At 53.0% G+C, this 26298-nt stretch carries 26 protein-coding genes; 16 read left to right on the top strand and 10 right to left on the bottom strand.

From position 1 onward, the window contains the following. Positions 1 to 107 precede the first annotated feature (107 nt). The 5 genes from pagP (D6C13_RS15375) to D6C13_RS15355 all read left to right on the top strand — a co-directional run bounded on the left by pagP (D6C13_RS15375) (position 108) and on the right by D6C13_RS15355 (position 4936). Complete coding sequence (pagP, locus tag D6C13_RS15375; RefSeq protein WP_120133586.1) at positions 108 to 731, top strand: lipid IV(A) palmitoyltransferase PagP; 624 nt, start codon at positions 108 to 110, stop codon at positions 729 to 731. A 207-nt stretch (positions 732 to 938) separates the two neighbouring features. Beyond that, the gene (gene pagP, locus D6C13_RS15370; protein ID WP_120133615.1) at positions 939 to 1550 is read left to right on the top strand and encodes a lipid IV(A) palmitoyltransferase PagP; all 612 of its coding nucleotides are present in this window, start codon (positions 939 to 941) and stop codon (positions 1548 to 1550) included. A gap of 172 nt (positions 1551 to 1722) precedes the next feature. After that, a complete protein-coding gene (gene agp / locus D6C13_RS15365) occupies positions 1723 to 3024 on the top strand; it encodes a bifunctional glucose-1-phosphatase/inositol phosphatase (protein WP_120133585.1) in 1302 nt (433 codons plus the stop codon). Positions 3025 to 3125: 101 nt separating this feature from the next. Continuing rightward, a complete protein-coding gene (locus D6C13_RS15360) occupies positions 3126 to 4124 on the top strand; it encodes a fatty acid desaturase (protein WP_120133584.1) in 999 nt (332 codons plus the stop codon). 23 nt (positions 4125 to 4147) lie between these two features. Continuing rightward, a complete protein-coding gene (locus D6C13_RS15355; protein ID WP_208642901.1) occupies positions 4148 to 4936 on the top strand; it encodes a phosphate/phosphite/phosphonate ABC transporter substrate-binding protein in 789 nt (262 codons plus the stop codon). 68 nt (positions 4937 to 5004) lie between these two features. Here the strand turns inward: D6C13_RS15355 and sseA are convergent, their stop codons facing one another. The 3 genes from sseA to D6C13_RS15340 form a co-directional block, all read right to left on the bottom strand. Then, entirely contained in the window at positions 5005 to 5850 is an 846-nt protein-coding gene (gene sseA, locus D6C13_RS15350; RefSeq protein ID WP_120133582.1) for a 3-mercaptopyruvate sulfurtransferase, read from the bottom strand. Between the two features lie 34 nt (positions 5851 to 5884). Next, positions 5885 to 6433 (bottom strand): GNAT family N-acetyltransferase, encoded by a 549-nt coding sequence (locus D6C13_RS15345; RefSeq protein WP_120133581.1) that lies wholly within the window; start codon positions 6431 to 6433, stop codon positions 5885 to 5887. A 135-nt stretch (positions 6434 to 6568) separates the two neighbouring features. Then, positions 6569 to 7360 carry a helix-turn-helix transcriptional regulator gene (locus D6C13_RS15340; RefSeq protein WP_120133580.1) on the bottom strand — a complete coding sequence of 264 codons (792 nt, stop codon included), beginning with the start codon at positions 7358 to 7360 and terminating at the stop codon, positions 6569 to 6571. A 69-nt stretch (positions 7361 to 7429) separates the two neighbouring features. Between D6C13_RS15340 and D6C13_RS15335 the strand changes: the two genes are divergently transcribed. Beyond that, positions 7430 to 8299: a class I SAM-dependent methyltransferase gene (locus tag D6C13_RS15335; protein WP_341868023.1), complete on the top strand. Its 870-nt coding sequence runs from the start codon at positions 7430 to 7432 to the stop codon at positions 8297 to 8299. 57 nt (positions 8300 to 8356) lie between these two features. Here the strand turns inward: D6C13_RS15335 and D6C13_RS15330 are convergent, their stop codons facing one another. Continuing rightward, a complete protein-coding gene (locus tag D6C13_RS15330; protein ID WP_120133578.1) occupies positions 8357 to 9274 on the bottom strand; it encodes a DUF808 domain-containing protein in 918 nt (305 codons plus the stop codon). Between the two features lie 385 nt (positions 9275 to 9659). Here D6C13_RS15330 and D6C13_RS15325 point away from each other — a divergent pair, with 385 nt between their 5' ends. The 9 genes from D6C13_RS15325 to ppnP all read left to right on the top strand — a co-directional run bounded on the left by D6C13_RS15325 (position 9660) and on the right by ppnP (position 16733). Then, positions 9660 to 9935, top strand: a complete 276-nt coding sequence (locus D6C13_RS15325; protein ID WP_120133577.1) for a YdgH/BhsA/McbA family protein — start codon at positions 9660 to 9662, stop codon at positions 9933 to 9935. A 236-nt stretch (positions 9936 to 10171) separates the two neighbouring features. Then, positions 10172 to 10750, top strand: a complete 579-nt coding sequence (locus D6C13_RS15320; RefSeq protein WP_120133576.1) for a class I SAM-dependent methyltransferase — start codon at positions 10172 to 10174, stop codon at positions 10748 to 10750. Between the two features lie 274 nt (positions 10751 to 11024). Beyond that, entirely contained in the window at positions 11025 to 11549 is a 525-nt protein-coding gene (aroL, locus tag D6C13_RS15315; protein WP_120133575.1) for a shikimate kinase AroL, read from the top strand. 176 nt (positions 11550 to 11725) lie between these two features. Beyond that, positions 11726 to 11869, top strand: a complete 144-nt coding sequence (locus D6C13_RS25650) for a hypothetical protein (protein WP_167458034.1) — start codon at positions 11726 to 11728, stop codon at positions 11867 to 11869. Positions 11870 to 12088: 219 nt separating this feature from the next. Then, the gene (locus D6C13_RS15310; RefSeq protein ID WP_120133574.1) at positions 12089 to 12868 is read left to right on the top strand and encodes an IclR family transcriptional regulator; all 780 of its coding nucleotides are present in this window, start codon (positions 12089 to 12091) and stop codon (positions 12866 to 12868) included. A 70-nt stretch (positions 12869 to 12938) separates the two neighbouring features. Next, positions 12939 to 14516 carry an OPT/YSL family transporter gene (locus D6C13_RS15305; RefSeq protein WP_120133573.1) on the top strand — a complete coding sequence of 526 codons (1578 nt, stop codon included), beginning with the start codon at positions 12939 to 12941 and terminating at the stop codon, positions 14514 to 14516. Between the two features lie 133 nt (positions 14517 to 14649). Further along, the gene (locus tag D6C13_RS15300; protein ID WP_120133572.1) at positions 14650 to 15579 is read left to right on the top strand and encodes a DUF1177 domain-containing protein; all 930 of its coding nucleotides are present in this window, start codon (positions 14650 to 14652) and stop codon (positions 15577 to 15579) included. 4 nt (positions 15580 to 15583) lie between these two features. Further along, entirely contained in the window at positions 15584 to 16261 is a 678-nt protein-coding gene (locus D6C13_RS15295) for an AroM family protein (protein WP_120133571.1), read from the top strand. A gap of 181 nt (positions 16262 to 16442) precedes the next feature. Then, complete coding sequence (ppnP, locus tag D6C13_RS15290; protein WP_013576688.1) at positions 16443 to 16733, top strand: pyrimidine/purine nucleoside phosphorylase; 291 nt, start codon at positions 16443 to 16445, stop codon at positions 16731 to 16733. A gap of 72 nt (positions 16734 to 16805) precedes the next feature. Here the strand turns inward: ppnP and rdgC are convergent, their stop codons facing one another. Further along, a complete protein-coding gene (gene rdgC / locus D6C13_RS15285; protein WP_120133570.1) occupies positions 16806 to 17720 on the bottom strand; it encodes a recombination-associated protein RdgC in 915 nt (304 codons plus the stop codon). Between the two features lie 210 nt (positions 17721 to 17930). Between rdgC and mak the strand changes: the two genes are divergently transcribed. Then, positions 17931 to 18851 (top strand): fructokinase, encoded by a 921-nt coding sequence (gene mak / locus D6C13_RS15280; protein ID WP_120133569.1) that lies wholly within the window; start codon positions 17931 to 17933, stop codon positions 18849 to 18851. A 71-nt stretch (positions 18852 to 18922) separates the two neighbouring features. On the opposite strand, the gene D6C13_RS15275 is transcribed toward mak, so the two are convergent. From D6C13_RS15275 to sbcD, 5 genes are all read right to left on the bottom strand, one after another. Further along, positions 18923 to 19744: an ABC transporter ATP-binding protein gene (locus D6C13_RS15275; RefSeq protein WP_244212701.1), complete on the bottom strand. Its 822-nt coding sequence runs from the start codon at positions 19742 to 19744 to the stop codon at positions 18923 to 18925. Next, positions 19741 to 20505, bottom strand: coding sequence for an ABC transporter permease (locus D6C13_RS15270; protein WP_120133568.1), 765 nt, complete (start codon positions 20503 to 20505; stop codon positions 19741 to 19743). The genes D6C13_RS15275 and D6C13_RS15270 overlap by 4 nt, the downstream gene beginning before the upstream one ends. A gap of 11 nt (positions 20506 to 20516) precedes the next feature. Further along, a complete protein-coding gene (locus D6C13_RS15265) occupies positions 20517 to 21530 on the bottom strand; it encodes an ABC transporter substrate-binding protein (protein WP_120133567.1) in 1014 nt (337 codons plus the stop codon). Positions 21531 to 21766: 236 nt separating this feature from the next. Beyond that, a complete protein-coding gene (gene sbcC, locus D6C13_RS15260; protein WP_120133566.1) occupies positions 21767 to 25015 on the bottom strand; it encodes an exonuclease subunit SbcC in 3249 nt (1082 codons plus the stop codon). Next, positions 25012 to 26250 carry an exonuclease subunit SbcD gene (gene sbcD / locus D6C13_RS15255; protein ID WP_120133565.1) on the bottom strand — a complete coding sequence of 413 codons (1239 nt, stop codon included), beginning with the start codon at positions 26248 to 26250 and terminating at the stop codon, positions 25012 to 25014. Before sbcD ends, sbcC begins: the two co-directional genes overlap by 4 nt. Positions 26251 to 26298 lie beyond the last annotated feature (48 nt).

Here is a 26298-nt window from a genome sequence, read left to right as displayed (position 1 = left end):
GCTCTAGAATATTCATGAGTTTTATTGCTACTTAATTTGTCATTAACTATTTATATGTGTAAGGCATCATATAATGCCCGGGTCAACTCAACAGGGCTTATACGCTAATGAATAATGTCATTCACGCGAATTCACGTGCCGTACTCCCATGTTTAATTTTTACGCTTTCATTATTACTGTCCATTAATGTACAGGCGCAGGAAAACGTTATTAATTCTGGCGGGCAGAATGTTTCTTCTCAGGGAAATAATGAAGGGCTATGGGATTCTTTTAAAAATAATATCACTGAAACATGGAATGCACCGCAAAGTCAGGATCTCTTTCTTCCTGTGCTGACGCGTCATAACCGGCACACACACAGTAAAAAACAAATTGATGGATATAATGAACACCCCTGGGGCGGTGGTTATGGTGTTTCCCGTTATGATGAAAAGGGCAACTGGCATGCGCTTTATGCTATGGCCTTTAAAGACTCCTTTAATAACTGGGAACCGGTGGCGGGGTACGGATATGAGAAAATATGGCAACCGCTGGATGATAAAGAACTTCGTTTGGGAGTTGGATATATCGCCGCTGTTTCAGCGCGCGACAATTATGATTACGTGCCGTTTCCGATGGTATTGCCGCTGGTTTCCGCAGGCTATTCCCGGCTGACTTTCCAGGCCACATACGTACCGGGAACTAGCACGAAAGGGAATGTACTCTTTGGCTGGTTCCGGTGGGATTTCTAAGACCAATCTGTAAGACTCTTCTGTAAGATAGCGTCTGAATAACATAAACCTGTCGTAAGTACATGACAGATAATTCCGATAAATAAAAACCCAACTACTGTAATTTCATATAATTATAGTGTGCAGCCGTTTTTTGTTATGTCCGCGTTTAACTTCTTCAACCATGATTTGTATATGATAAAGCTTCAAAAAGAAGTGAGAATTATTATGCGGTTGAAAAATTTCATTGGGAAAATTTATTTTTTATTTATTCTATTAGGCAGTCCGCTTGCTTGGGCGACAAATAGCGGAGTCCATCCCGTCACTACGCCAGAAAGTCAGCAGCAGGGATTCAGTTTTTCAGACACGTGGTCAGATTTTAAAGAGAAAGTTTCAACGACCTGGAATGATTCCGATTCACAGGATTTGTATCTGCCGGTGATTACCTGGCATAACCGTTTAACTTACGATAAAGAGAAAACGGACAAATATAATGAGCGCCCGTGGGGCGGGGGGTATGGCATTTCCCGCTACGATGAAAAAGGAAACTGGAACGGCATCTATTTTATGGCGTTTAAGGACTCTCATAATAAATGGGAACCTATCGGTGGCTACGGCTGGGAAAAAATATGGACGCCTGCGGAAGATAAAAATTTTCGTTTAGGTTTAGGATATACCGCGGCGGTCACGGCGCGTGATGACTACGCCTATATTCCGATACCCATCGTTTTACCGCTGGCTTCCATCGGTTATGACAAACTGACATTTCAGGCGACGTATATTCCGGGAACCTATAACAACGGCAACGTTTTCTTTGCCTGGCTGCGGTATCAGTTCTGAGTTGCTTTCTTTGTGACTGAACAAAGACCGGGTTCAGGATGTGAACCTGATCCCTCCCTTTTGGCGAATATTCCACTATGCTGAAAATTCACCGCAAGAATCAATCCGTTGGTTTTTGTGGTGTTTTTTGTTTTCAGGGAATCTACAAAACTATTCATTAAGAGGATCACTTGTGAAAAAAGCGTCCCGTTATCTTGCGTTGTCTGCACTTGCCTGCGTTTTACCGCTTTCGCTTCCGGCCGCTCAGGCGGCTCAGTCTGAAAATTTAGAACTCCAGCAAGTGCTGGTGCTCAGCCGCCATGGCATCCGCGCGCCGTTGGTCAATTACGGTGATGTGCTCGCCGAATCCACGACGCACACCTGGCCGGTGTGGAAAACCGAAGGCGGGTTGCTGACACCCAAAGGCGGCCAGAATTCTGAACATATGGGCCGGTACTTCAGGGCGTGGCTGGCGAAAGATAAATTACTGCCAGCGACCGGCTGTCCGGAAAATGCGCAGGTCTTTACGTATGCCAACAGTTTGCCGCGCACCATTGATACCGCGAAACATTTTTCCACCGGGGCTTTCCCTGGCTGCGATGTTTCCGTTATTAACCGCGTAGAAATTGGCAAAATGGATCCGGTGTTTAATCCGATTATCACCGCAGAAGTCAATGATAATTTCAAAACCAGCGCGCTGAATTCGGTTAATCAGCATGCGGGGGATGGCGGTCTGGCAGGACTGAATCAGCGACTCAAGCCAAACTACCAGCTGCTGGAAAGTATCCTTGATTATAAAAACAGTAAAATCTGCAAAGAAAAACAGCAGTGCGATCTGGCCTCGCAGCCTTCAGAAGTTGTGCTGACGCAGGGTAAAGAACCGGGTATCACGGGGCCGCTGCGTATGGCGACCGGCGCGGCGGACGCGTTTATGCTGCAATATTACGAAGGCTATCCGATGAAAGACGTGGCGTGGGGGAAAATTACGACGCCGGAGCAGTGGAAGAAACTCGAGGATATCAAAAACCTTTATCACGAAACGCTGTTCGGCTCGCCGGCGATTGCTGCCAATGCGGCTAAACCGTTGCTGACCTTTATTTCCGGTGCGCTGGATCCAAAACTGGCGACGACCGCGGATCAGAAAGCCGCACGGCAGGCAAAACTGGCCGTGCTGGTCGGGCATGATTCCAATATCGCGTCACTGCTTGCGGCGCTGAAAACCAAAGATTACCAGCTGCCGGGTCAGTACGAACGGACGCCAATCAACGGAACCGTGGTCTTCCAACGCTGGCATGACAAAAAGACCGATAAAGATCTGATGAAGATTGAGTATGTTTATCCGACCGCCCGTCAGCTGCGCAACAATGTGGCGCTGAGCCTGAAAAATCCACCGGAACGCGTCACCTTGCAAATCGAAGGCTGTACTGTTGATAAGCAAGGTTTCTGCCCGATGGAGCAATTTAATCAGGCAGTGCAAAAGGATTTGCAGGGCTGATGTCTTAAGCCGCTGACTGGCAATAGATTGCGTTTTAAGTTAGTTAGCGGCGGCTTTCCTCTGCCAGATAATGTGCCAAAGGTTTCTCACTTTGGCACATTATGGCGTCCTCCTCGTTTTACCTCAGTGCCCGTCAGCGGGCAGACATCGCTTCACGTTCCGCCCGTTTCTGGTGGCGGCTTGAAATCCCTACCTGGACGCTGATCGTCACGGTTTACAGCGGCTGGTTTGCGCTGGTGTATTTTTGGCAAGATCTCAGTCCGTGGATTGCCACGCCTGCGCTTATCTGGTTCACGGCCTGGTACATGTCGCTGCAACACGAGCTCATTCACGGCCATCCGACCCGCAAGCCCTGGCTGAATCAGCTGCTCGGCACGCTGCCGCTGGCGGTCTGGTATCCCTATGGCCTGTACCGTGACACGCATTTACAGCATCACCGTAATGAACATCTGACGCTGCCGGGCGACGATCCTGAGGCTTATTATTTCAGCCGTGCCAGCTGGGAAAGTCTGTCTCCGGCGATGAAGACGGTTGTCCGTCTGCGTAATACATTGCCGGGACGGATGCTTATCGCGCCGCTGCTGGATATTTCCGCCACGCTGACCGGCGCGCTGACAGCGGTAATTCGCGGGGAATGGCGTACGGTCGGCATGTGGGGAGTTCACGCAGTTTTGCTGGCAGGATTGTTGTACTGGATGTCGCTTCGCGGCCTGTCAGCCGGGTACTTCATTCTGGCGGTGAGCTATCCGGCGCTGAGCCTGACTAAAATCCGTTCCTTTTATGAACATCGCGCCGAACATTCGCCGCAGGCACGCTCAGCGCTCAATGAAGCCGGTATTCTCTGGCGGCTCCTGTTTCTTAATCTCAATTATCACCTGGTACATCACGATTTGCCGGGTGTGCCGTGGTTTGCTCTACGACAGGTGTATTTTGCCGAACGCGAAGCCTACATAGCGCGCAGCGAGGGATTTGTGGTGAAAGGGTACCGGCAGTGGTTCCGGCAACACACGCACAGTCCGGTCAGTGTGGAAGCACATCCCTTTGCCAGCACCCGTGAGCCAACGCAAACCGCGCGCAGCGACTATGATTATCAGCAGTAAACCCCTGACGGAGTAGCCGGATAATGCTGATGTCTTTACCGATGTATGCTGTCTCTGAACCGGACGTGGAAGCTTTCGCTGATGTTCTGCGGGAAAAGCTCAAGCGCGCAGGCCTGGATGCCACACCGCAATCGCTGAGCTGGCCGCAGGATTTATTCACGCACTGGCAGCAGATGGATTTGCTGCTGAGTCAGACCTGTGGCTTTCCGCTGGTAGAAAGCCTGCCGGATGTTCAGCTGGTCGGCACTTTTAGTTACCGGGCGCCGGGCTGCGACGGTTATCGTTACCGCAGTTTTTTGCTGGCGCGTGATGAAGATGCAAAACTGCATTTGCCTGATTTTCGTCACCGGCGACTGGCGTTCAACAGCACTGATTCGCAGTCCGGATACAATAGCCTGCGCGCGCTGGTGGCTCCGCTGGCACAGGTAGGGAGATTCTTCTCTCAGGCTGCCGCCACCGGCAGTCACCGCGAATCTCTGCATTATGTTCAGCAAAACCGGGCAGATATGACGGCGATCGACTGCGTGACGCTGGAACTTCTGCACCGTAACGAGCCGTCAGCGCTCAGCGGCCTGGTGGTTATCGGCCAGACGGCAGCCGTGCCGGGTTTGCCGCTGATCACTTCACCACAAACTTCGCCGGAACATCTGGCCATTTTGCGTCAGGCACTGCATGAAATTGCACACGAGCCGGTCAGTAAACCGCTGCTGATTGAAGAGTTCAGTGAAGTGCCACGTCAGGCGTATGGCGTGATTACATTGATGAAAAACATTGCTCAGGAGTTTGGCGTGCGTGAACTGACGACGTCATGACTCCCTGAAATATCACATAAAAAAACCGGGTCTGAGAACCCGGCGTTGATTTCTTACGCGTCGTTAAATCAGTGCGTTTCGATGGGGAAATCTTCGTTCACATCGCCCCATTCAGCCCATGAACCGTCGTAAAGCTGCACATTTTTAACGCCAAGAGAATCCAGTCCGAACGCCAGCGCCGCGGCGGTCACACCGGAGCCACAACTGGTGATCACCGGTTTATCCAGATCTACGCCCAGCTTTTCAAACGTGGCTTTCAGTTCCGGTGGCGATTTCAGGTGTCCGTTCTGTGTCAGCTCGGTAAAAGGTACGCTCAGGCTGCCGGGAATATGGCCGCCATGCAGACCCGGACGGGGTTCCGGTGCTTCGGCTTTAAAACGCGCCAGCGAACGGGCGTCGATAATCTGTACCTTGCCGAGCGCGTCTTTGACCTGTTCTGCGCTGACGACGACCGGACGCACCAGTTTTGCATTAAATGTTGAAGGGACGCGGGTGTGCTCACCGCATTGGGTCGGTTTACCTTCGGCAATCCACGCATTCAGGCCGCCATCCAGCACGCGCACGCTTTTCGCGCCGAAACTGGTCAGCATCCACCACACGCGCGGTGCAGAGAACAAATCACCTTCATCATAAAGCACGACGGTTTGCGTATCCGCCACGCCTAAACGGCTCATCGACGCAGCGAATTCCTCTGCGGTCGGCATCATATGCGGCAGGCCGGTTGTGCAGTCGGAAATGCTGTCAACTTCCACATAAATCGCATTGGGAATATGCGCTTCAAGATATTTGCCGTGAAAATCTACCGGTGGCGTAATGCCTGGTTTGGATTTACGACAATCGATAATGACTACATCCGGTGAGTTCAGATTCTTCGCCAGCCAGTCGGTAGATACGGTATGGGTAGAAAAAGTCATGTTCTGTTGCCTTATCTTTTTTGTGGAGCCAGCCTCAGAGATCGCCCGGGATCAAAGAATACACCCAGGCGTCACGCGGCTGACCGTGATAATAAAGCCGGTTACGGTGCAGACCTTCGGACGTCGCGCCCGCTTTTTCTGCCACGCGGCGGCTACGTTCATTGCCGTCCATCACCACGATTTCCAGACGGGTCAGCTCAAGTTCGGTAAACGCAAAACGCGCTGCGGCTCTGACCGCCAGCGTTGCCAGCCCCCGGCCGGTATAACCGGTGCGGATCCAGTAGCCGAGATTTGAAAACTTATATTCCTGAACGATGCGGTTGATGCCCACGCTGCCAATCAGATCACCGCCGGAACGCTCGAAAACACAGAAATTGAATTCTACGCCGCGATGACGTTTTTGCTCACTGTCGGTAAGATATTTGCGGCTGTCTTCAGGAGAATATTTATCGTTACACCAGCTTTCCCATGCACCAATTTCCTTGACCGAGGCCTGAACGGCGGCAAAGTGAGTGATGGCTTCCAGCTCGGTGGCAGCGCGGATTTCGATCTCTTCATCCTGATAAATCTGGCGTGTCAGCATGGGCTTTGTCCTGTCATTGAGGAAACCAGCTATTGAGGAAACCTGTAAGTCAGCCTCACATATCAGGCAGCAGTCTGTCAATTGGCGAAAATTCCGATTAAGCGTGAAAAAACAGCGGGCTGCCTGTTCACGGCTTTATTCTTCCGGCAGCAGCATGACCAGTTTGCACTCCGCATATCCTGCCGGAAAAAATGTCTGTTGCCGGTAACGAATTTCACCGCTGACAGGATGATTAAAGCGCCGTTCACCCCCTTCGCGTGCCAGCACTTCCTGTTGCGTCCACCACTGGTTGAATTCAGTGCTACGTTCCCGTAACCGGAGCACTGACTGGCGAACCGCTTCAGAATGGGGGTAATGACTGGTTTCCGCACGAAATTCCGCCACCACGCGTTTGGCGCGTTCCGGCCAGTTAGTCACCAGCTGACGCGCCAGCGGATGCAGAAACATAAAATCCAGCAAATTGGGATCCTCGTCCACGCCGAGCCAGCCGCTGAAGAGCGCGCCAGCCTGCGGGTTCCACGCCAGCACATTCCAGCAACTGTCGAGCAGGTAACCGGGGCAGCTCAGCTGATTGACGTAATCTTTCAGACCCGCGTCCGGCGTGGCGGAAGACGGCAACGCCTCAGGGTCTTTCACCGACGCGAGGCTGAATAAATACTCACGCGCGGCAGGTTCCATGCGCAGCGATTTCGCCAGACGGTCAAGCGTGGCGGCTGATATCGACACATCGCGTCCCTGTTCAATCCACGTATACCACGTGGCACTGATGCCGCTGATTTGCGCCAATTCTTCACGCCGCAGTCCGCTGGTTCTGCGACGGGGTGAGCCCGGCAGCCCCACCATTTCCGGTGTCACCCGTTCGCGGTGTGTGCGTAAAAAGGTGCCCAGCGCCTTCGGGCCGCTCAGCGACTCTGCGTTATCAATCATGACGTCCTCTTAGACAGATGCTTCTTAAACAGGAAGTGTTTAAACAGGGAGTAACTTATACCAGTATAAATGCTCATATTGTACCCGTATAAAACAATGCCTATAGTGATTTTGAGGTCAATTGAAACCCGCTTTCTCATTACAAAAACAAGACAGACAGGAGCAATGATGAACACGAAAAACACCCATACACAGGCCGTTGATAAGCAGTTTGGTTCACAGGCAAAAGATTATCTGACCAGCGCCGTTCACTCACAGGGCGCGGATCTGCAACGTCTGGCGACGCTGCTGGCACCTTTTCCGGATGCGCGGGTGATTGATCTGGGATGTGGTGCGGGACACGCCAGCTTTGTTGCGGCCGGAGTGGTCAAAAATGTGATTGCCTACGATTTGTCGGCGCAGATGCTGGAAGTGGTGGCGCAGGCGGCAAAAGATAAAGATCTGAACAACATTACGGTACAGCAGGGCGTTGCAGAGTCACTGCCGTTTGACGACCGCAGCGCGGATATCATTATCAGCCGCTATTCTGCACATCACTGGCATGATGTCGGGCAGGCGCTGCGCGAAGTGGCGCGTGTGCTGAAGCCGGGCGGTAAATTTATTATGATGGATGTGGTATCACCGGGGCATCCGCTGCTGGATATTTATCTGCAAACGATTGAAGTACTGCGCGACACCTCTCATGTCCGCAATTATTCTCCGGGCGAATGGCTGAATATGGCTTCAGAAGCAGGCCTGATTTCCCGCGAAGTCACCACCGACCGCCTGCCGCTGGAATTCACCAGCTGGATAGCACGTATGCGGACACCGGAACATTTCGCTGTCGCTATCCGCGAACTGCAAAAAGTGATGTCTGAGGATGTGGTCAAACATTTTGAAATTCAGCCCGACGGCTCATTTACCAGCGATATTATGATGCTGGTGGCATCGAAAAACTAAAGAATAGCAGTGTGGTCGCGCCCTCCCTTGACCAGAGGGCGCGAAGACAGTTTTCTGTTATTTCTTCCCGAACATCTTTTTCCCAATCATCACCAGCGCCAGTACGGCGGCACCGACCACCAGACCGATAACCAAATCGGTGGCGCCGGTAATCAGCGTATTCACCCAGCTTTCATGCCCGTGTGTCAGCGGTTCAATCAGGCTGTGCATGAACGGTAAACCGTGGCTGATAATGCTGCCACCGACCAGGAACATGGCGATGGTGCCGACCACCGACAGTATCTTCATCAGCCACGGCGCGAGATTCACGATGCCGCGACCAAAGGCGCGGACGGCGTTCATCATGCCGCTTTCGCCGTTCAGCTTGCTCAGGTACAAACCGGCGTCGTCAATTTTGACAATCGCCCCGACCAGCCCGTAAACGCCAATGGTCATCGCTACAGCAATCAGTACCATCACGGTAACCTGATTGAGGAAAGGTGCGGATGACACAATTCCCAGTGAGATCACGATGATTTCAGCAGAAAGAATAAAGTCAGTACGAACGGCACCTTTGACCTTCTCTTTTTCCTGTTTTTTAGCATCGGCTTCATTTTTTACTTCAGCCGCTGCTGGTTTTTCTTCTTCGTGATGCTCACCGGGCATGAATTTGTGAGCGACTTTTTCGAAGCCTTCATAACACAGGTAAGCACCGCCAATCATCAGTAAAGGCGTGATAGCCCAGGGGATAAAGGCGCTGATCAGTAACGCCAGCGGCACCAGAATTGCTTTGTTAATCATTGAGCCTTTGGCGACCGCCCAGACAATCGGCAATTCACGATCGGCTTTCACCCCGGTCACCTGCTGAGCATTCAGCGCCAGATCGTCGCCCAATACGCTGGCTGTCTTTTTAGCGGCGACTTTACTCATCGCCGCAACGTCATCAAGAATCGATGCTATATCATCGATTAAAGCCAGAAGGCTGCCACCCGCCATAAACACTCCCTTTCATCATTGTGCAAAGGTTTTCCGCACACGCGGAACCCGAACTCTGTGCCATGAACTTGCAGGAGATCACAGCAACAGAAAATTCATAAAAAATAATCATATCAGCGATTGCATAGCGGCGTCGATTTGTGCGAATGTTGTCCCGTTCTTGAATAACTTTGAATTCTCTCCATACTTTCTCCATTAAATATCCTCGTTTTTCCACCAGTTACGCTCACAGAAATATTTGCTTTCACTCTCTCCTTATTTTTACCACAAAGGTTAAACTTCTTTACGTTCGATTACGTCCGCTTTCATTGATTCGCCGATAATTAATTCAACGGATGACTTCCGCTCCATTAATTAACGAAACTAACAAAGAAAGGTGCGTATTATGAAACTCTTACCTGCAATTACAGCTATTGCTATTACCGTTGCTTCATTCTCTGCTCTTGCTGCTACGCCAATTTCAGAAATGCAGGCGCAAAGCGGTAATTATCAGTCACTGGGTGTTGTTTCAGTCAGCGCACCTAATACCGTCCCGGGCAGCATGCGTGACCAACTGAACCAGGTAGCGAACGATAAAGGCGCGACCCACTACCGTGTGATCGGTCAGGGTACTCCGGGCGACTCCAGCCTGAACCGTGCAAGTGTTGAACTGTATAAATAAAATTCAGATTTTATATAAAACCTTTTTTATAAAATCTAATTAAGTATTTTCCTGTAGCGAGAAGGCCAATGTCACCTGACATTGGCCTTTTTATTTTCTTCATTCTGGGGCTCTTTTGAGAATCATCCCATGTGTTTTAATTTATCTTCTTCTTTCTGACGATTATTTCCTTTATTAATCATTTCTTAAGAATTTTTGCGGTATATAAGGGTCTATGTCCTCAGGAGGAAGTTAATATGCTGAATGCCGCAAGAATGACAATTAAGAACACAGGTATTTCGATTCAGAATCAATTTTTCTATTTACAAAATTTTATTAGTTCACCCAGGACGATGGGGACGCTGATGCCGTCATCCCCGTGGTTGTGCCACGCGATGCTCAGCCAGATTGACTGGGCTACGTCGCTGGAGATTGCTGAACTGGGCGCGGCCGACGGCGTGCTGACCCGCCGGATTCTCAGCCGGATGCGTGCGGATGCAAAACTCGAGGCATTTGAAATACAGCCTGCGTTTGTCCGCAAGCTGAACCAGATGGACGACCCCCGTCTACAGGTGATGGCGCATTCTGCAGAGCATATGAGCACTCAGTATGACGCGGTGTTTTCCTGTCTGCCGCTGCTGTCAATGCCGGTGCGCACCAGCATCCGGATTTTGCAGGCCACCCGCCAGCAGCTGAAAGAAAAGGACGGGGTGCTTGTCCTGTTCCAATATAGCCACCTCTCGGAGAAACTGCTGTCACGCTATTTCACCTGGAAAAAAATCCGCGTGGTAAAGAATTTTCCACCGGCGCTGGTGTATATCTGTAAACCTCGCTGATACAGCAACTTATGGAAGCTGGATCGCAAAGCTGCCCGCAGGCCTTTGCGCGACAAGGATTTTTCAGTATGATGAACGCTATAGCGTAAATAAAACGCTACAGAAGCTTCACCGGCAGATGATAAAAATCTGCCAGTGAGGCTTTTTTGTTGTACTATTTAGCGAGTACAGCGCCAGGCCAGTACAATGACCACTTTTTAACGTTCAACTTCATATTGATGATGGATTTTCATCAGGCGGGCTAACGGCTCCCGGGAAATAAAGGATAGCGGTAATGACACAACCCATTTTCATGGTAGGCGCGCGCGGTGCGGGTAAAACGACAGTCGGCAGCGCTCTGGCGAAAGCACTGGGCTATAAATTTGTTGATACCGATCTGACATTGCTGAGCACATCCGGGATGAGCGTGGCGGATATCGTTGAACGTGAAGGCTGGGAAGGTTTCCGCCGCCGCGAAACTGAGACGCTGAAAGCGATTTGCGCCCCCTTCACGGTGATCGCGACCGGTGGCGGTGTGGTCCTGGCGCAGGAAAACCGCGATTTCATGCGTGATGCCGGTACGGTTATTTATCTGCGTTCGCCAGCCTCGACGCTGGCCAATCGTCTGGAAGATTCTCCGCTGGAAGATCAGCGACCTACCCTGACCGGTAAACCCATTACCGAAGAAATGAAGGAAGTGCTGAATGAGCGCGAAGCTCTATATCAGCAGGCTGCTCATCATGTGGTTGACGGTACGTTGGATCCCGCAGGCGTGGTGAATGCCATTCTCGATACGCTGGCATTGCCGGTCGCGCGCTAAATCACCCGACTGCAATAATGATTACGAGCCCCCGGTGGCTCGTTTTTTATGTCTTACAATCCCGCGCCCTGATAACTGTAAATTAAACGGGCCATTTTTGTGATCGATGTCCCGGGGCTTAAGTGTTGTGCCGATGAATTTGCAGGCGTAAAGTAATCACTCAGGTTATTACTTTTATGTCTACTTCTGCAACGGAACCCATGATGAAATCCCTGAGACACTTCTTCAGCCAGCACGCGAAAGCGATGCCTGCTATCTGGTCAGTCACGTTCATTCTTGTTGAAGCCTCGATCGCGCTCTATATTTTGCGCAATATTTAATCAAAATTATCTGCTGAGTTTTACGCGCGTCACCTCATCATTACTCGGCATTCAATCTCTCTTTCTGTGAATTAAATGGCTTTAGGAATTTCTTTAAGCATATTCATTTGTCTGTCTCATTCTGCGTGAAAAATAAACGGCTTGACGCTGACACGTATCAGCCTTAGTTTTTATTTATCTAAACAGGAACCTTGTTCCATATATCGGAACTTTCTCCTTATGACGACATTAGAAAATGCGGCCGCCGTGCTGAAGTTATTTTCAAAACAGGAAATCCGTCAGGGACATCCCGGTTTGTCATTCAGTGATGTTGTCGAAAATTTAAAATTACCGAAAAGCACGGTTTCGCGTTTGCTTATGACCATGGAAACGCAAGGGATGCTGGAACGTGACCCGGACAGTCGTCTTTATCAGATTGGAAAGCTATTACTGGCCGTCTCAAGCCATTATTTATCGGCGCCACTGGTAGATTTAGCGTCGCCCTATATGACGCAACTCAGCCAGCTAACGCAATGCACCGGGTACATCTCGATGCTCGAAGGGCGGGATATTATGGTGATGCGCATGTTCCCCGGCAGAACCTATTTGCAAGTGGTCACTCCTGCGGGAAGCCTGTTGCCTGCGCATGAAACGGCCATTGGTCGGGCCATTTTGTCACGCTATACCGATGATGAAGTCCGCCAGCGTTTCAGCGGTAAGTACCATGCGCAGTCGGCGAATGCGCCGGAAAGCCTGACTGTTTTGTTATCCCGACTGGCAGAAGTTCGCCTTACGGGGGTGTCATTTGCCAATAACGAAACGTTGCTGGGAATAAGTACCTTAGCCACCAGCATCTTTAATAAGCATCGCAATGAGATCGTGGGGCTGTGTTTATCTTTCCCATCCCCCGCACAGGGAAAAGAAATTCCGGAAGGGATCCGGGACGGACTGATTGCTGTAACCCGGCAACTTGCCGAAAAATTGGGTGATGAGTATTGGCATTTACCTGCCGGTAATTAACCGGAGAGGTAATGACTAATAACGGACCCGCAAAATCGCTGTTTTCATATTTGCCAACACCAGGGGCCTTATGTCAGATCAACCTGCTAAAAATAATAAGGAAAATCCGCTAAAGGATATTGGCACTCTCATCGTGATGATCCTGCTGTCTGTTTTGGGCGCAATCATTGGAGTTCAGCTGATTACCACATTAGGCGTTACGCCTAACACGTCGATTATCGGAGCGTTGTTTGCCATGTTACTGGCGCGCATTCCGATGCAGGCATTTCAGCGCTACCGTTCTGTTCACACACAGAATCTGGCGCAAACCGTGATTTCCTCCGCGACATTTGGCGCAGCAAACAGTCTGCTGATGCCGATTGCTGTTCCTTATGTCATGGGGCAGCCGCAACTGATTATGCCGATGTTCACCGGCGTAGCGGTGGCGATGTTGCTCGATGCCTATCTGCTTTACCGTCTGTTTGATACCAAAGTATTCCCCGCCAGTAATGCGTGGCCACCGGGCGTTGCTGCCGCTGAAGCTATAAAAGCCGGTGATAACGGCGGGCGTCAGGCGTGGTTGCTGGTGGCCGGTGTGGTGGTCGGGCTGGCGGGAGCGATGCTCAAAATTCCAATGGCGGCCTTCGGTACGGCGTTTATCGGCAATATCTGGGCACTGAGCATGTTCGGTATTGGGTTGCTTATCCGCGCTTATGCCCAGCCAGTTGCCGGTTTAGATCTGAACGCGCTGTATATTCCGCACGGCATGATGGTCGGCGCGGGGCTGGTTTCACTGTTGCAGGTGATTCAGGTGGTGCGTGCCAAAGGTAGCGACGCCAAAACCACCTTTACCCAGCCGGCAAAAGAGGTGCGTAAAGCACTGGGGCTGGGCGCTTTCGGTTATATCGCGATTGCCGCATTGCTGGCGCTGGCCGGTGGTCTTTACAGTGAAATGTCGGTGGGGATGCTGATTGCGTTTGTGATTTACGCCGCGTTTGCCGCCTTCTTCCATGAACTGATTGTCGGGATTGCGGCAATGCACTCCGGCTGGTTCCCGGCCTTTGCCGTGGCGCTGATTACGCTGATTGTCGGCATTCTGATTGGCTTCCCGCCGCTGGCTCTGTGCGTGCTGACGGGCTTTACCGCCGCGACTGGTCCGGCGTTTGCCGATATGGGCTTTGACCTGAAAGCCGGTTTCATCCTGCGCGGTTATGGCAAAGATTTACAGGCTGAACTCTATGGCCGCCGCATCCAGTTATTCGCCGCTTTACTGGCCTTTATTATCGCCATCCCTGTGGTCTGGTACGCCCATTACGGCTATTTTGCACAGGATTTAGTGCCGCCGGTGGCGCGCGTGTATGCCAAAACCATTCAGGCCGGAGCACAACCGGGGATCGCTCACAGCTTACTGATCTGGGCCATTCCGGGCGCATTGATCCAGCTGATTGGCGGACCGAAACGCCAGCTCGGCGTACTGCTCGCCACCGGTTTACTGATCAACAGCGTAATGGCCGGATGGGCGGTAGTCTGCGGCATTGTGCTGCGCATTATCATTATTCGTATCTGGGGTGAAAAAGGGCGCACACCAATGGAAGTGCTGGCAGCAGGTTTTATTGCCGGTGACGCACTTTACAGCTTCTTCACTTCGGTTTTCAGCGCCAAAAAGTAGTGAATACAGCACCAACACCAGGGCTCACTTTTAGCCAGCATGACACACCGACTGTTCCGCGATGAACAGCGCCCGCGACCGTTTTGCCACTGCGTCTTATGCGCCGGTTGCGGGGTTTTAAGAGGATTTTGTGATGAGTTTGCAACAGACATTAACCGTATTCGAACTGATTGACAGTGCACATGTCAGCGGCCAGGACATTGTGGACTTATTCGCCGGTTATCCCGGCATAATCGCCAGCACCCACCGTGCTGACGGCCCGAAGGGCGGTACCGATTTTGTCCGCATCACCATTGCGGGCAGCAAAGGTAAGAGCGGCGGCGGCACTGCGCCAACGCTCGGAATTATTGGTCGTCTTGGCGGGATTGGTGCGCGTCCGACGCGTATCGGGCTGGTATCCGATGCCGACGGCGCCATAGCCGCGGTGACCAGCGCACTAAAGCTGGCGGACATGCAACGCAAGGGCGACGTGCTTGAAGGCGATGTGATTGTTACCACACATATTTGCCCGAATGCGCCAACCCGACCGCACGATCCGGTCGACTTCATGGATTCGCCGATTGATGACGTGACCATGAACGATAACGAAGTAGTGGAGGGCGTCGATGCCATTCTGTCTGTCGATACCACCAAAGGGAACCGCATTATCAATCACAAGGGATACGCCATTTCACCGACGGTGAAAGAGGGCTATATCCTGCGTGTTTCCGAGGATTTGCTGCGCATCATGGAAATGACCAGCGGCAAACCGGCGGTGACTTTCCCGATCACTACACAGGACATCACGCCGTACGGCAACGGTGTCCATCACCTGAACAGCATTCTGCAACCATCAACGGCAACCAGCGTACCGGTAGTCGGTGTGGCGATTACGGCGGAATCTGTGGTGCCGGGCTGTGGCACCGGCGCAAGTCATGAAGTGGATATCGCGCTGGCGGCGAAATTTGCCGTGGAAGTGGCGAAAGAGTTCGGCCGCGGCACCTGTCAGTTCTTCGATGCCGATGAATATCAACTCCTGTTGTCGCTGTATGGAAGCTTGCGTCACCTGCAAAACCGGAAGTAATCAGATGATGACATCACTTGCGACGTTAACCATCGGACAGGCGCCACGCAGCGACATTATGCCGCTGCTGATGGCGCATCTGCCGGCCAAATCAGTCACCCATGTGGGGCTGCTGGACGGGTTAAGCACGGAGCAAATTGAAGAGCGATATGCACCTGCGCCAGGCGACGCGGTGCTGGTCACCCGTTTGCTGGATGGTTCGCAGGTCTCGCTGGCCGCGCCGCGCGTGGAGCACGGCTTACAGGAAAAGATTGATGTGCTGGAAGCGCTGGGCTGCATGACCATTCTGCTGCTGTGTACCGGTGAGTTTAACCATCTGCATGCCAGTAATGCCCTGCTTCTCGAGCCGGATCGCATTATTCCACCGCTGATTGGCTCGATGGTGGGTGAGCACCGGGCAGGCATTGTGGTGCCGGTAGAATCACAGGTGATTGAACAGGCTAACAAATGGCGCAAATTAGCCAAAGCGCCGTGTTTCGCTGTCGCCAGTCCGTACCTTTCTGACGATCAGGCGCTGACGGAAGCCGCGATGCGCCTGGCTGAACAGGGTGCGGAAGTGGTGGTGCTCGATTGTATCGGCTTCAACAAACATCACGTGGATGTGCTGAAAAAGCATCTGAATATTCCGGTGTTGTTATCGAATGTGCTGATGGCCAAACTGGCGGCGGAGCTGGTGGTCTGAAGATGTGGCGGACGGGGCATACAGCTATCCACAATGGCACTGTGTGGCCGTAAAATCAAATCAGTGACACCGCTTTGCGGGCGGTGTCGTCTGGTGCAGATAAAGCGGTAATAATCAGTGACAGAAGACAGTTTCTGCCCCTAATATGAAGGCTCTGAAAATTATCGCAAAGGGCCAATCTATGTTGAAAAATAATGAGTATTTTGACGGGAAAGTGAAGTCGATTGGTTTCGACAGCGAAAGTACCGGTTCAGCCAGTGTTGGTGTGATGGCCGTCGGTGAATACACGTTCGGGACTGCAAAGCCGGAAGAAATGACCGTCATCAGCGGCTCACTGAAAGTGCTGATCCCAGGATCTCCGGACTGGCAGGTCTTCAAGCCAGGCGAAACCTTCTACATTCCGGGCAAAAGTGAATTCAACTTGCAGGTTGGCGAAACCACGTCATATCTCTGTAAGTATCTGACCAAATAACGTATTCAGACACAGCAAAAACAAGAAAGGCGCCCATTCGAGCGCCTTTTCTTATTTCTGCAGCAAGAGGGATTATCTCTGCGCTTCGCCGCCTAATGCTTCGATCAGGTTCTGGATTAACGCCGCCAGTTCACCGGTCATCAGCACGAAATCGGCATCGAAACGTCCGGCGAAATCTTCGCGGTCGATGTCTTCATTTTGATCACGAATTACGTCGCTGAATTTCAGGCGTTTAATGCTGCCGTCGTCGGCCAGTACCACAGCGATACGTTCCTGCCAGTCAACCGCCAGCTTGGTCACCAGTTTGCCGTTCTCAATGTGCGTGGCAATTTCGTCGCTGACCAGCGCCTGTTTCTTACAGCGGATCACGCCGCCTTCTTCCAGAATCGCTTTCAGCTCGGCTTCGTCCTGTAAGGTGAAACCGGCAGGCGTTTCGCCGGAGCGCACCCATTCGGTCATCGTCAGTTCGATCGGGCTTTCCATGGTCAGCGGTACGACCGGCAGCGAACCCAGGCTTTTACGCAGCAGAGCCAGCATATCTTCGGCCTTTTTGGCGCTGGCGGCATCGACCATAATCAGACCGTTGACGGTATCAATCCACATGAAAGTCTGGCTGAAGCGGCTGAATGCGCGCGGCATCAGGCTGTGCAGCACTTCATCTTTCAGGGAATCTTTTTCAGTCTTTTTCAGCTTGCGGTGTTGCTCACCTTCGAGCTGATCAATTTTGGCCTGTAACTCCTGTTTAATCACCGGAGAAGGCAGAATTTTTTCTTCTTTGCGTGCGCATATCAGGATCTGCCCGCCGTTGACGTGCGTCAGTGCGTCGCCACCGTGAGAACCCATCGGTGAAACCCAGCCGGTTTTCGCCATATCCTGGCTGCCGCACGGGGTAAAGGTGAAAGCACTGAGCTGTTTTTCCATTTCGTCAGCAGATAACGAAACTTCACGGCTCAAACGGTAAACCAACAAATTCTTAAACCATAACATGGCGTTATCCCTGTTCCGGCGCACTCGTGGTACGCTGAGTAAATGAATACAGGGCGGCATGATAACCAATTGAGCGCCGGTCGTCGTTAAGAAATCGCCGCGGCCTGTAACATTGCATAACAGCTTATTCTGGTGAGAGAAGCCGCTGGCTTCTAAACTGAACAGACTCAGAAAAACTGACCCTGCAGGATATAAAAAGGAGACGAAAACGTGCGAATTGGCATTGATTTAGGCGGCACAAAAATAGAAGTCATTGCGTTATCTGATGAAGGCAAGGAGCTGTTTCGCAAACGCGTCGATACGCCGAGAAATGACTACGAGCGCACACTTAAAGCCATTGAAGGGCTGGTGCTGGACGCCGAGAAAGGCACCGGCCAGCGCGGCAGCGTGGGGCTCGGCATCCCCGGCACGTTATCGCCGTTCACCGGCAAAGTGAAGAATGCCAATTCGGTCTGGTTGAACGGTCAGCAACTGGATGAGGATCTGGCGCTGTTGCTGAAACGCGAAGTGCATATTGCTAACGACGCCAATTGTCTGGCGGTATCTGAAGCCACCGATGGCGCAGGCGCAGGTCGTCATACCGTGTTTGCCGTGATTATCGGCACCGGCTGTGGTTCCGGCATTGCGCTTAACGGCGTGGCGCACGCGGGCGGCAACGGTAACGCAGGCGAATGGGGCCACAATCCGCTGCCGTGGCAGGACGAGGAAGAAATGCAGTTTGCCCGCGAAGTGCCGTGTTATTGCGGAAAATCTGGCTGTGTTGAGACGTTTGTTTCCGGCACCGGTTTTGCCGAGGACTACTTCCGTCATACAGGTCAGAGGTTGAAAGGGGCAGAGATTATTGCGCTGGTGGAGCAGGGCGACGAAATGGCAGAACTGGCGCTGGGTCGTTACGAGCGTCGTCTGGCAAAAGCCCTGGCGAACGTGGTGAATATTCTCGACCCGGACGTGATTGTTTTGGGCGGCGGCATGAGCAATGTGGACCGTTTGTATCAGACCGTTCCGCTGCTTATCAAACAATGGGTGTTTGGCGGCGAATGTGAAACGCCAATCCTCAAAGCCGTTCACGGTGATTCGAGCGGGGTGCGCGGCGCGGCCTGGCTGTGGCCACAATCGCGTTTTGCGCTGTAAGTATTGATTCATCATATGAAAATCACAGGGGCGCAGAATTCGCGCCCCTGATCTTATTCATGACTCCGCAGTTAAAGCGCCATCTCCCGTTTAAACACTTCCAGCGTATGCGCTTTCACGCGGATAAATTCCGGATGGCTCATAATTTCTGAACCACGCGGGCGCGGCAGGTCGAACGGGACAATTTCCGCAATCTGCGTCGGTCGTCGCGTCAGCAGTAAAATCTCATCCGCCAGAAACACCGCATCTTCCAGATCGTGCGATACGATCAGCATGGTGACGCCAGTCGCCAGCTGAACTTCCTGCAATTTATCGCGGATAAACAGCGTCATTTCAAAATCCAGCGCCGAGAAAGGCTCGTCAAGGAACATGACCTCCGGACGCGTCGCCAGCGCCCGCATGATGCACACGGTTTGCTGCTGGCCGCCGGAAAGCTCATACGGATAGCGTTTGAGGTCGAAGCGGATATCAAACATCTGCGTCAGTTCTTCCACGCGTGCATTGACGTCCGCTTTACTCATGCCGTGGCGGATCAGCGGATACGCGATGTTTGCGCGCGCACTCATCCACGGAAACAGCGCGTCACGGTAGTTCTGAAACACATAACCGATGGTGGTCTGCGCCAGCGTTTTGCCGTCAAACAGAATGTCGCCTTTGTCCACCGGGATCAGCCCGGCGACCATGTTCATTAAGGTCGATTTACCGCAGCCGTTCGGGCCGAAGATCGACACAATTTTTCCGCGCGGCAAGTCGAGATTGAGATCGGTATACAGCGGTTGTCCGGCAAACGCCTTGCTCAGTCCGCGGATGGTCACATGAGTGTCCGGGCGCGTGGCGTATTGCGGCAACTGCGGGCCTTTGTAATCAGGATTCAGCGAGAGAGGTTGCGTCATGCTTTGCTACTCCAGTGGACGGTTTTTTTCTCGATCAGCAAAAAGGCCAGATTCAGCAGATAACCCAGCGCGCCGGTTATCAGGATCGACGCGTACATATCTTTAATGTTGAACACCTGCTGGGCATCAATGATCCGGTGGCCGAGGCCGGTTTCGGATCCGATAAACATTTCGGCGACGATCACGATCACCAGTGCAATCGACACGCCGGTGCGCAGGCCAACAAAGGTTTGCGCCAGACTTTCCATCAGCAGGATGTCTTTGAAAATATGCCAGCGGGAGATCCCCATGACTCTTGCCGCCATCAGGCGGGTTTTCTTCGCATTCATTACGCCGTACGCGCTGTTAAACAGAATAACCAGCACCGCGGCAAAGGCGGCGATGGCAATTTTGTTGGCATCAGTAATGCCGAAAATCAGCATAAACAGCGGGATCAGCGCTGATGACGGCGTGGAGCGGAAGAAGTCGATCAGAAATTCCAGGCTGCGGTAAATCTTTTCGTTGCTGCCTAAAATCACGCCCAGCGGCACGCCGATCACCGCGGCAAAGGCGAAGGACACCAGCGTGCGGTACAGCGTGGCACCGATGTCGGTGCGCATGGACGCATCGAAAAATGACTGAAACATATAGCCAATCGTCTCGACGGGCGAAGGCAGAAGCACGGGATTCAGCCATTTTGCACTGACGGCCAGTTGCCAGAATAAAAACAGCAGTACGGGGCCGACCAGCGGCAGTAACCTTGAAGACCAGCGTGAAGTCATCCTGTTTCTCCTTATCCCTGATAAATCAGCGAAGCGACATCCACCGGCTTGCTGAAGATTTTTCTTTGGGTAAAGACGTCATAAAACTTCTGGAACCATTGCAGATTGTCGCCTTTCAAATCGGGATACATCACAAAGCCCGGCAGCGGCACTTCTTTGACCAGCGCCGGTTCGATGCTGGTGTAACCGGCGACATTTTCGCGGGCTTTATCTGGATGCGCCGCAATGAAATCCACCGCTTTCTGATAAGCGGCAATAAACTTTTTGGTTTGTTCGGGTTTGCTGGCGATAAAGCTGGAGTTCAGCGCCGCTGCGCCGCCAAACCACGGAGCATCGGCATTGCCGAGCACATATTTAGAAATCACGCCGGTTTCCAGCGTGCGGGAGAGATTCTTCATGCGCCCGACGGTGCCGGTTGGCTCGAGCGTATATACGCCGTCAATTTGTCCGGCGGCCAGAGCCGGGGCGTGCTGCCCGACCGGCAGTTCGATCACGGAAGGATTGGTGAAACCATTTTTCTTCAGAATGATCTTCGCCATCGTCACGTTCTGGATCCCCGGACCGCAGGCGATCTTCTTGCCTTTCAGATCACTGATCGCTTTCGCGGTGCTGTTCAGCGGCACCAGAAATTCATCCAGAACCAGCTGATGATTAGACGGATTCGAGCAGATGATTTTGAACAAATCCGGCGAGGTGATCGCCCCCAGTCCCAGTGCGCCGGTGGCTGTACCATTGGCGCAGCCGTGGATCCTGCCGGTGATCATCCCTTCGACAATTTGCTGTGCGCTGGCAAATTTCACGCCTTTCACATTCAGTCCGGCCTCTTTAAAAAAGCCTTGCTCCAGTGCGACATATAACGGTAAACCGCCAACAATCGGCCAGTAACCAATGCGAATTTCATCGTCGTCAGCTGCAAAAACAGAGGTGGGGATCATGCCGCCAAGCGTGGATACGCCGCCGGTAATGGCGAGCCATTTCATCAGCTGGCGGCGTTTCTTATCGACTTCAGGTTTGATGTTTTTCATGGGCGGTTCCCTTAGCGGTTATGTAGGCGCTGCAACTTGTACTGCAACTTGTATACATAACCTTAAGCACAGGGCGTGCCAGTTTATCGGGAGAAGGGAATTAGCGGGAATTCAGCAGGTTGGGATGAATGAACGCACTGCACTGGTGCGAATTTTGTGCAGGCGCTCACAATCCGGATCCATTGCGGAGCAGATGGCTAGCAATTATTCAGTCAGATACTCCGCTGTAAAACGGGTCAGACTTTAAACTCACTGCTCAGGCGGCTGACGCCCAGACCGTTCACCTTGGTCACTTTTATCTGTACCGGAATGCGGTCTTTCATCGCTTCGACATGGCTGATGACGCCGATGGTTTTGCCCGAGGCATTCAGGCTATCGAGCGCGTCCAGCGCGGTATCCAGCGTATCGGCGTCGAGCGTGCCGAAACCTTCGTCGAGGAACAGTGAATCAATACGGGTTTTATCGCTGACCAGATCCGAAAGCGCCAGCGCCAGTGCCAGACTGACCAGGAAACTTTCGCCGCCGGATAACGTGCGGGTGTCGCGCACCGCATCGGCCTGCCAGGTATCGACGACCTGTAACTCCAGCGCATCGCTGGTTTTACGCTGCAACAGATAACGCCCGTGCAGTTTTTCCAGCTGACGGTTCGCCAGATACACCAGATGGTCGAGCGTCAGACCCTGCGCGAATTTACGGAATTTCGCGCCGTCGCTGGAGCCTATCATCTGATTGAGATAACCCCAGTCATCACAGGTCAGCTGCGCCTGCGCAATCTGTGTAATCAGCGCCTGCTGATTGCCGCTGCGCGCTTTATCGTCATTGAGTTTATTGGTGATTTCGCCCAGACGTTGTTGTAACGCTTTCAGCTGTTGCGCCAGTTCGGCCTGCTGCGCCGTCAGGGCTTCAAGATCACTTTGTGTTTCACTAAGATGAGCAGGGCGGGCGAGCCGATGTTTTTCCAGCTGTTGTTGGGCATCGCTCAGCAATGCGTTCGCCTGCGCCAGTTGCTGTTGCAGATGTTCTTTGCGCTGCTGAAGTTGCTGGCGCAGTGCATCATCGAGCAGCGCCAGTTTCACCGTGGCTTCATCAGCAAATCCGCTGGCGCTCAGCGCCTGTTGCCACGCCTGTTCCGCCTGCGTCAGTTGTTCTGCGGCCTGCAATTGTTGCTGCTGCGTCCCCGCAAGCTGACCGGCCAGCTGATCGCGCAGTTCCTGTGCTTTTTGCAGTGCGGTCTGTGCTTCGCTGACCGCTTTTTCTGCCGCCTGCTGTTGCTGATGTAAGTGCTCGCGAACCTGCGCCACCTGCCGGTCACCGAACAGTTCAAGACGTTTGGCATTCAGTTCAGAAAGGGATTTCTCACCTTCTGCGAACAGCTTTTGCAGCCGCGCAAAGTCCTGCTGAGATTTGGCCTGTGTTTCTTCCAGCCGGGTAACGCGTTCGGTCAGCAACGCGCTTTGCTGCTGCACTTTTTGCTGCGCATTCAGGGCGTCATTCAGGGCGTCTTTCGCCTGTTGCAACGCCCGCGCCAGGTGTTCGTGCTGGCCAGTCAGCGCCTGCAATTGCTGCTCTTCTTCGTCGCGGGCGGTCAGCCATTGCGTGATGTCAGCGGCGTTATGCAATGTGAATGTCAGGTTCAGCGGCGCGCTGAGTCGCTGCCAGTTTTCGGTATGCGCGTTAAGTTGCTGGCTATCCTGCTCCAGCTGGGTTTGCAGGCGAGTTTGCTGCTCTTTCAGACTTTTGATTTTTGCTGACAGCTCGATGCCGCTGGCTTTTGCCGCATCGAATTCCAGCTGCATTTTCTCGACGCGTTGCGCCGTTTCAGAAGGCTTAACTTCCTGATAATGTTCAATCGCCGGATGAGTTGTCGAGCCGCACAATGGACAGGCTTTGCCGCTTTGCAGATTCGCGCGCTCGGCCTCGAGGCTGACAATCAGCATTTCCTGTTTATGCAGCGCTTTCACATCGTTCAGGTGTTCCAGCTGTTTCTGACATTGCAGACGGATCGCGCCCAGACGCTGTTCTTCTTCAGCCAGTTGAGTCTGGTTCTGCGCAAAATCTTTATGCTGTTGCTGCACGCGCCGGTTCAGCTGCGGGAAAATTTGCGCGAGTGAGAACAGCTGCTGGCGCACCGGACGAAGCTGCGTCAGTTCGGTTTGCCGTTTCTGCAACGCTGCCAGCGGATGCTGTTTTTCCAGCTCCGCCTGACGTTGTTGTGCGGCGTTCAGCGCATCTGTCAGCGTGGTCTGGCGGGTCTGATGCTGACGGCTTTCTTCATCCAGTTTCTGCCGTTCGGCGGTCATTTGTACCAGTGCCGCGTTATGCTCGCTGACCAGTTTCTGCACGTCACTGACCGACTGCTGCGTTTCAGCCAGTGATTTACGCCACTGGATAATTTCGCCATCCAGCGGCAGGATTTTTTCTTCGATCAGCGTCTGCATCTGACGCTGTTCTTCCGCCTGTTTCTGGCGCGCCGTTTGCGCCTGCTCCACCGCCAGATTCAGCGGTGTCATCTGCGCGATTTGCCGTTGCTGTTGCTGCGTCAGGTGCGTCAGTTGTTGCTGAAGACGCTGCGATTCATCCTGACAACGCTGGCGATCATTGAGCAACGGACGCAGTTTTTCTGCCGGTTCGCTGCGCGCCAGCTGCTGTAACTGCGGCGCAGCGGCCAGATTTTCCTGCTCGGCGGCAGTCAGCTGTTGCTGAGACTGCTGCTGTTTTTGCTGCACCTGCTGCCATTGTTGCAGCCAGTTAAGATCCCGCTGGCGTTGTTGCGCCTGCTGGCTGAGGCTGATTTCCTGCGTATTCAGTTCAGCAAGTTGCGCCTCGAGCGCCTGGCGCTGTTCCTCGCTGAGCAGCTCGATCCCGGCCATGCGCTGATGCAGGCCGTCGAGCGTAATACGCGCTTCTTTATGTTGCTCAAACACGCGTTCAGACAGCAGCCCGTAAATTTCGGTGCCGGTGAGTTCTTCCAGCAATTCGGCGCGATCATTGGCATCGGCATTGAGAAACGCGGCGAACTGCCCCTGTGAAAGCATCATCGATTTGGTGAAACGGCCAAAATCCAGCCCGGTCAGCGTGGCGATGGCGTCGAGTTTGTCGCGTACTTTATCGGCCAGAATTTTGCCGTCGGCCAGCAAGGCCAGCTCGACTTTTGGCGCCTGCAAATTACCGTCCGGGGAGTTTTTGGCGCGGCGCTGGCTCCAGAATGCGCGGTAACCTATGCCTTTGACTTCAAACTCCACTTCCGCCAGCGACTCTGCGGTGTGGCGGGTCATCAGTTCATTCTGACTTGGCGTGATGTTCAGACGTGGCGTCTGGTGATAAAGCGCCAGACAAATGGCATCGAGTAGGGTCGTTTTCCCCGCACCGGTCGGGCCGGTGATGGCGAATAATCCGTTGCTGGCGAACGGTTCGGCGGTGAAATCAATTTTCCATTCGCCTTCCAGCGAGTTCAGGTTTTTTAAACGCAGGCTGAGAATTTTCATTGTGCGCCATCCTCCGTATTCTGACCGCTGGTGACCTGTTCAACGACCTGCGCAAACAACGTGCGCATCCGCGCCTGACGCGGCTCGTCAGGGTCTGGCTCCAGCGCCAGCCGTCGTTCAAATACATCGCTGACGCTCAGTTCGCTGAGCGTTTCCTTTTCCTGCTGCTCAATACTGTGAATGCGCTGCTCTTTGCTGCGCCGTAACAGCACCACTTCCACCGGCAGATCGGCGGTCAGCGCCTGGATGCGGCGCTGAATATCACTGAGATAATCTTGCGTGGCGACTTCGATATCCAGCCAGACCGGCTTTTGCGCGTCGCCGCCGGTAAACTGCACCAGCTGTTTTTCAATCTCTGCCAGTGAGCCTTTGATTATCTGCATCGGCTGAAAAACGGGGATTTCCAGCGTGTCGATGGCGTTAAGCGTCGCGCCGTCGAAATCAAGTAAGTACACACTTTTGGCTTTGCTCAGTTCGTCAAAACTCAGGGCAATCGGCGAACCGCTGTAACGGATATGTTCGGTTTTGGCGACGCATTGTGCGCGGTGAATATGGCCGAGCGCTACGTAATCAACCGGCGGAAATGCCTGCGCCGGAAACGCATCGAGCGTGCCTATATAAATGTCGCGCACGGAATCGGACGTACTGACGCCAACGGTGGTCAGATGGCCGGTGGCAATAATGGGCAGTGGTACGCCGAGCTCATCTCGTTTAGCCTGCGCGGCCTGCCACAGCGCGTCGTAATGTGCGGCGATGGCTTCCTGTAATGCCAGCTGTTTGTCGTTGCCAGATTGTCCCGCCTGGCTGGCGAGCAAATCACGCGGGCGTAAAAACGGAATAGCGCAAAGCACCGCGCCCGGTTTCCCGTCCCGCTGGTTGAGCACTAAAATCTGTTCAGAGAGGTTTTCGCCGACGGTCGCAATCACCCGCGTATTCAGGCAGGAAAGCAACTCACGTGATTCATTTAGCGTGGCGACAGAATCGTGATTTCCGGCCAGTACCACCAGCTGACAGCCGGTTTGTTGCAACTCGACGACGAAGCGATTGTAAAGCTCACGGGCATAGCTCGGCGGAGAGCCTGTATCGAAAATATCGCCCGCGACTATCACGGCATCTACCTGATGTTGCTGCACCTGACCGGTCAGCCAGCGCAAAAATGCCTGATGTTCGGCAGCACGGCTTTTGGTGAAAAAGTACTGGCCGAGGTGCCAGTCTGACGTGTGGATCAGGCGCATGAGACTCCCGTGTGGATCCTGGATGATGACAATGGGGCAAAGTATAAA

The sequence above is a fragment of the Rahnella woolbedingensis genome, from assembly GCF_003602095.1.
Lineage (GTDB): Bacteria > Pseudomonadota > Gammaproteobacteria > Enterobacterales > Enterobacteriaceae > Rahnella > Rahnella woolbedingensis.
Note: the sequence above shows the minus strand (reverse complement) of the source record. Positions and strands in the feature narration are given on the sequence as shown.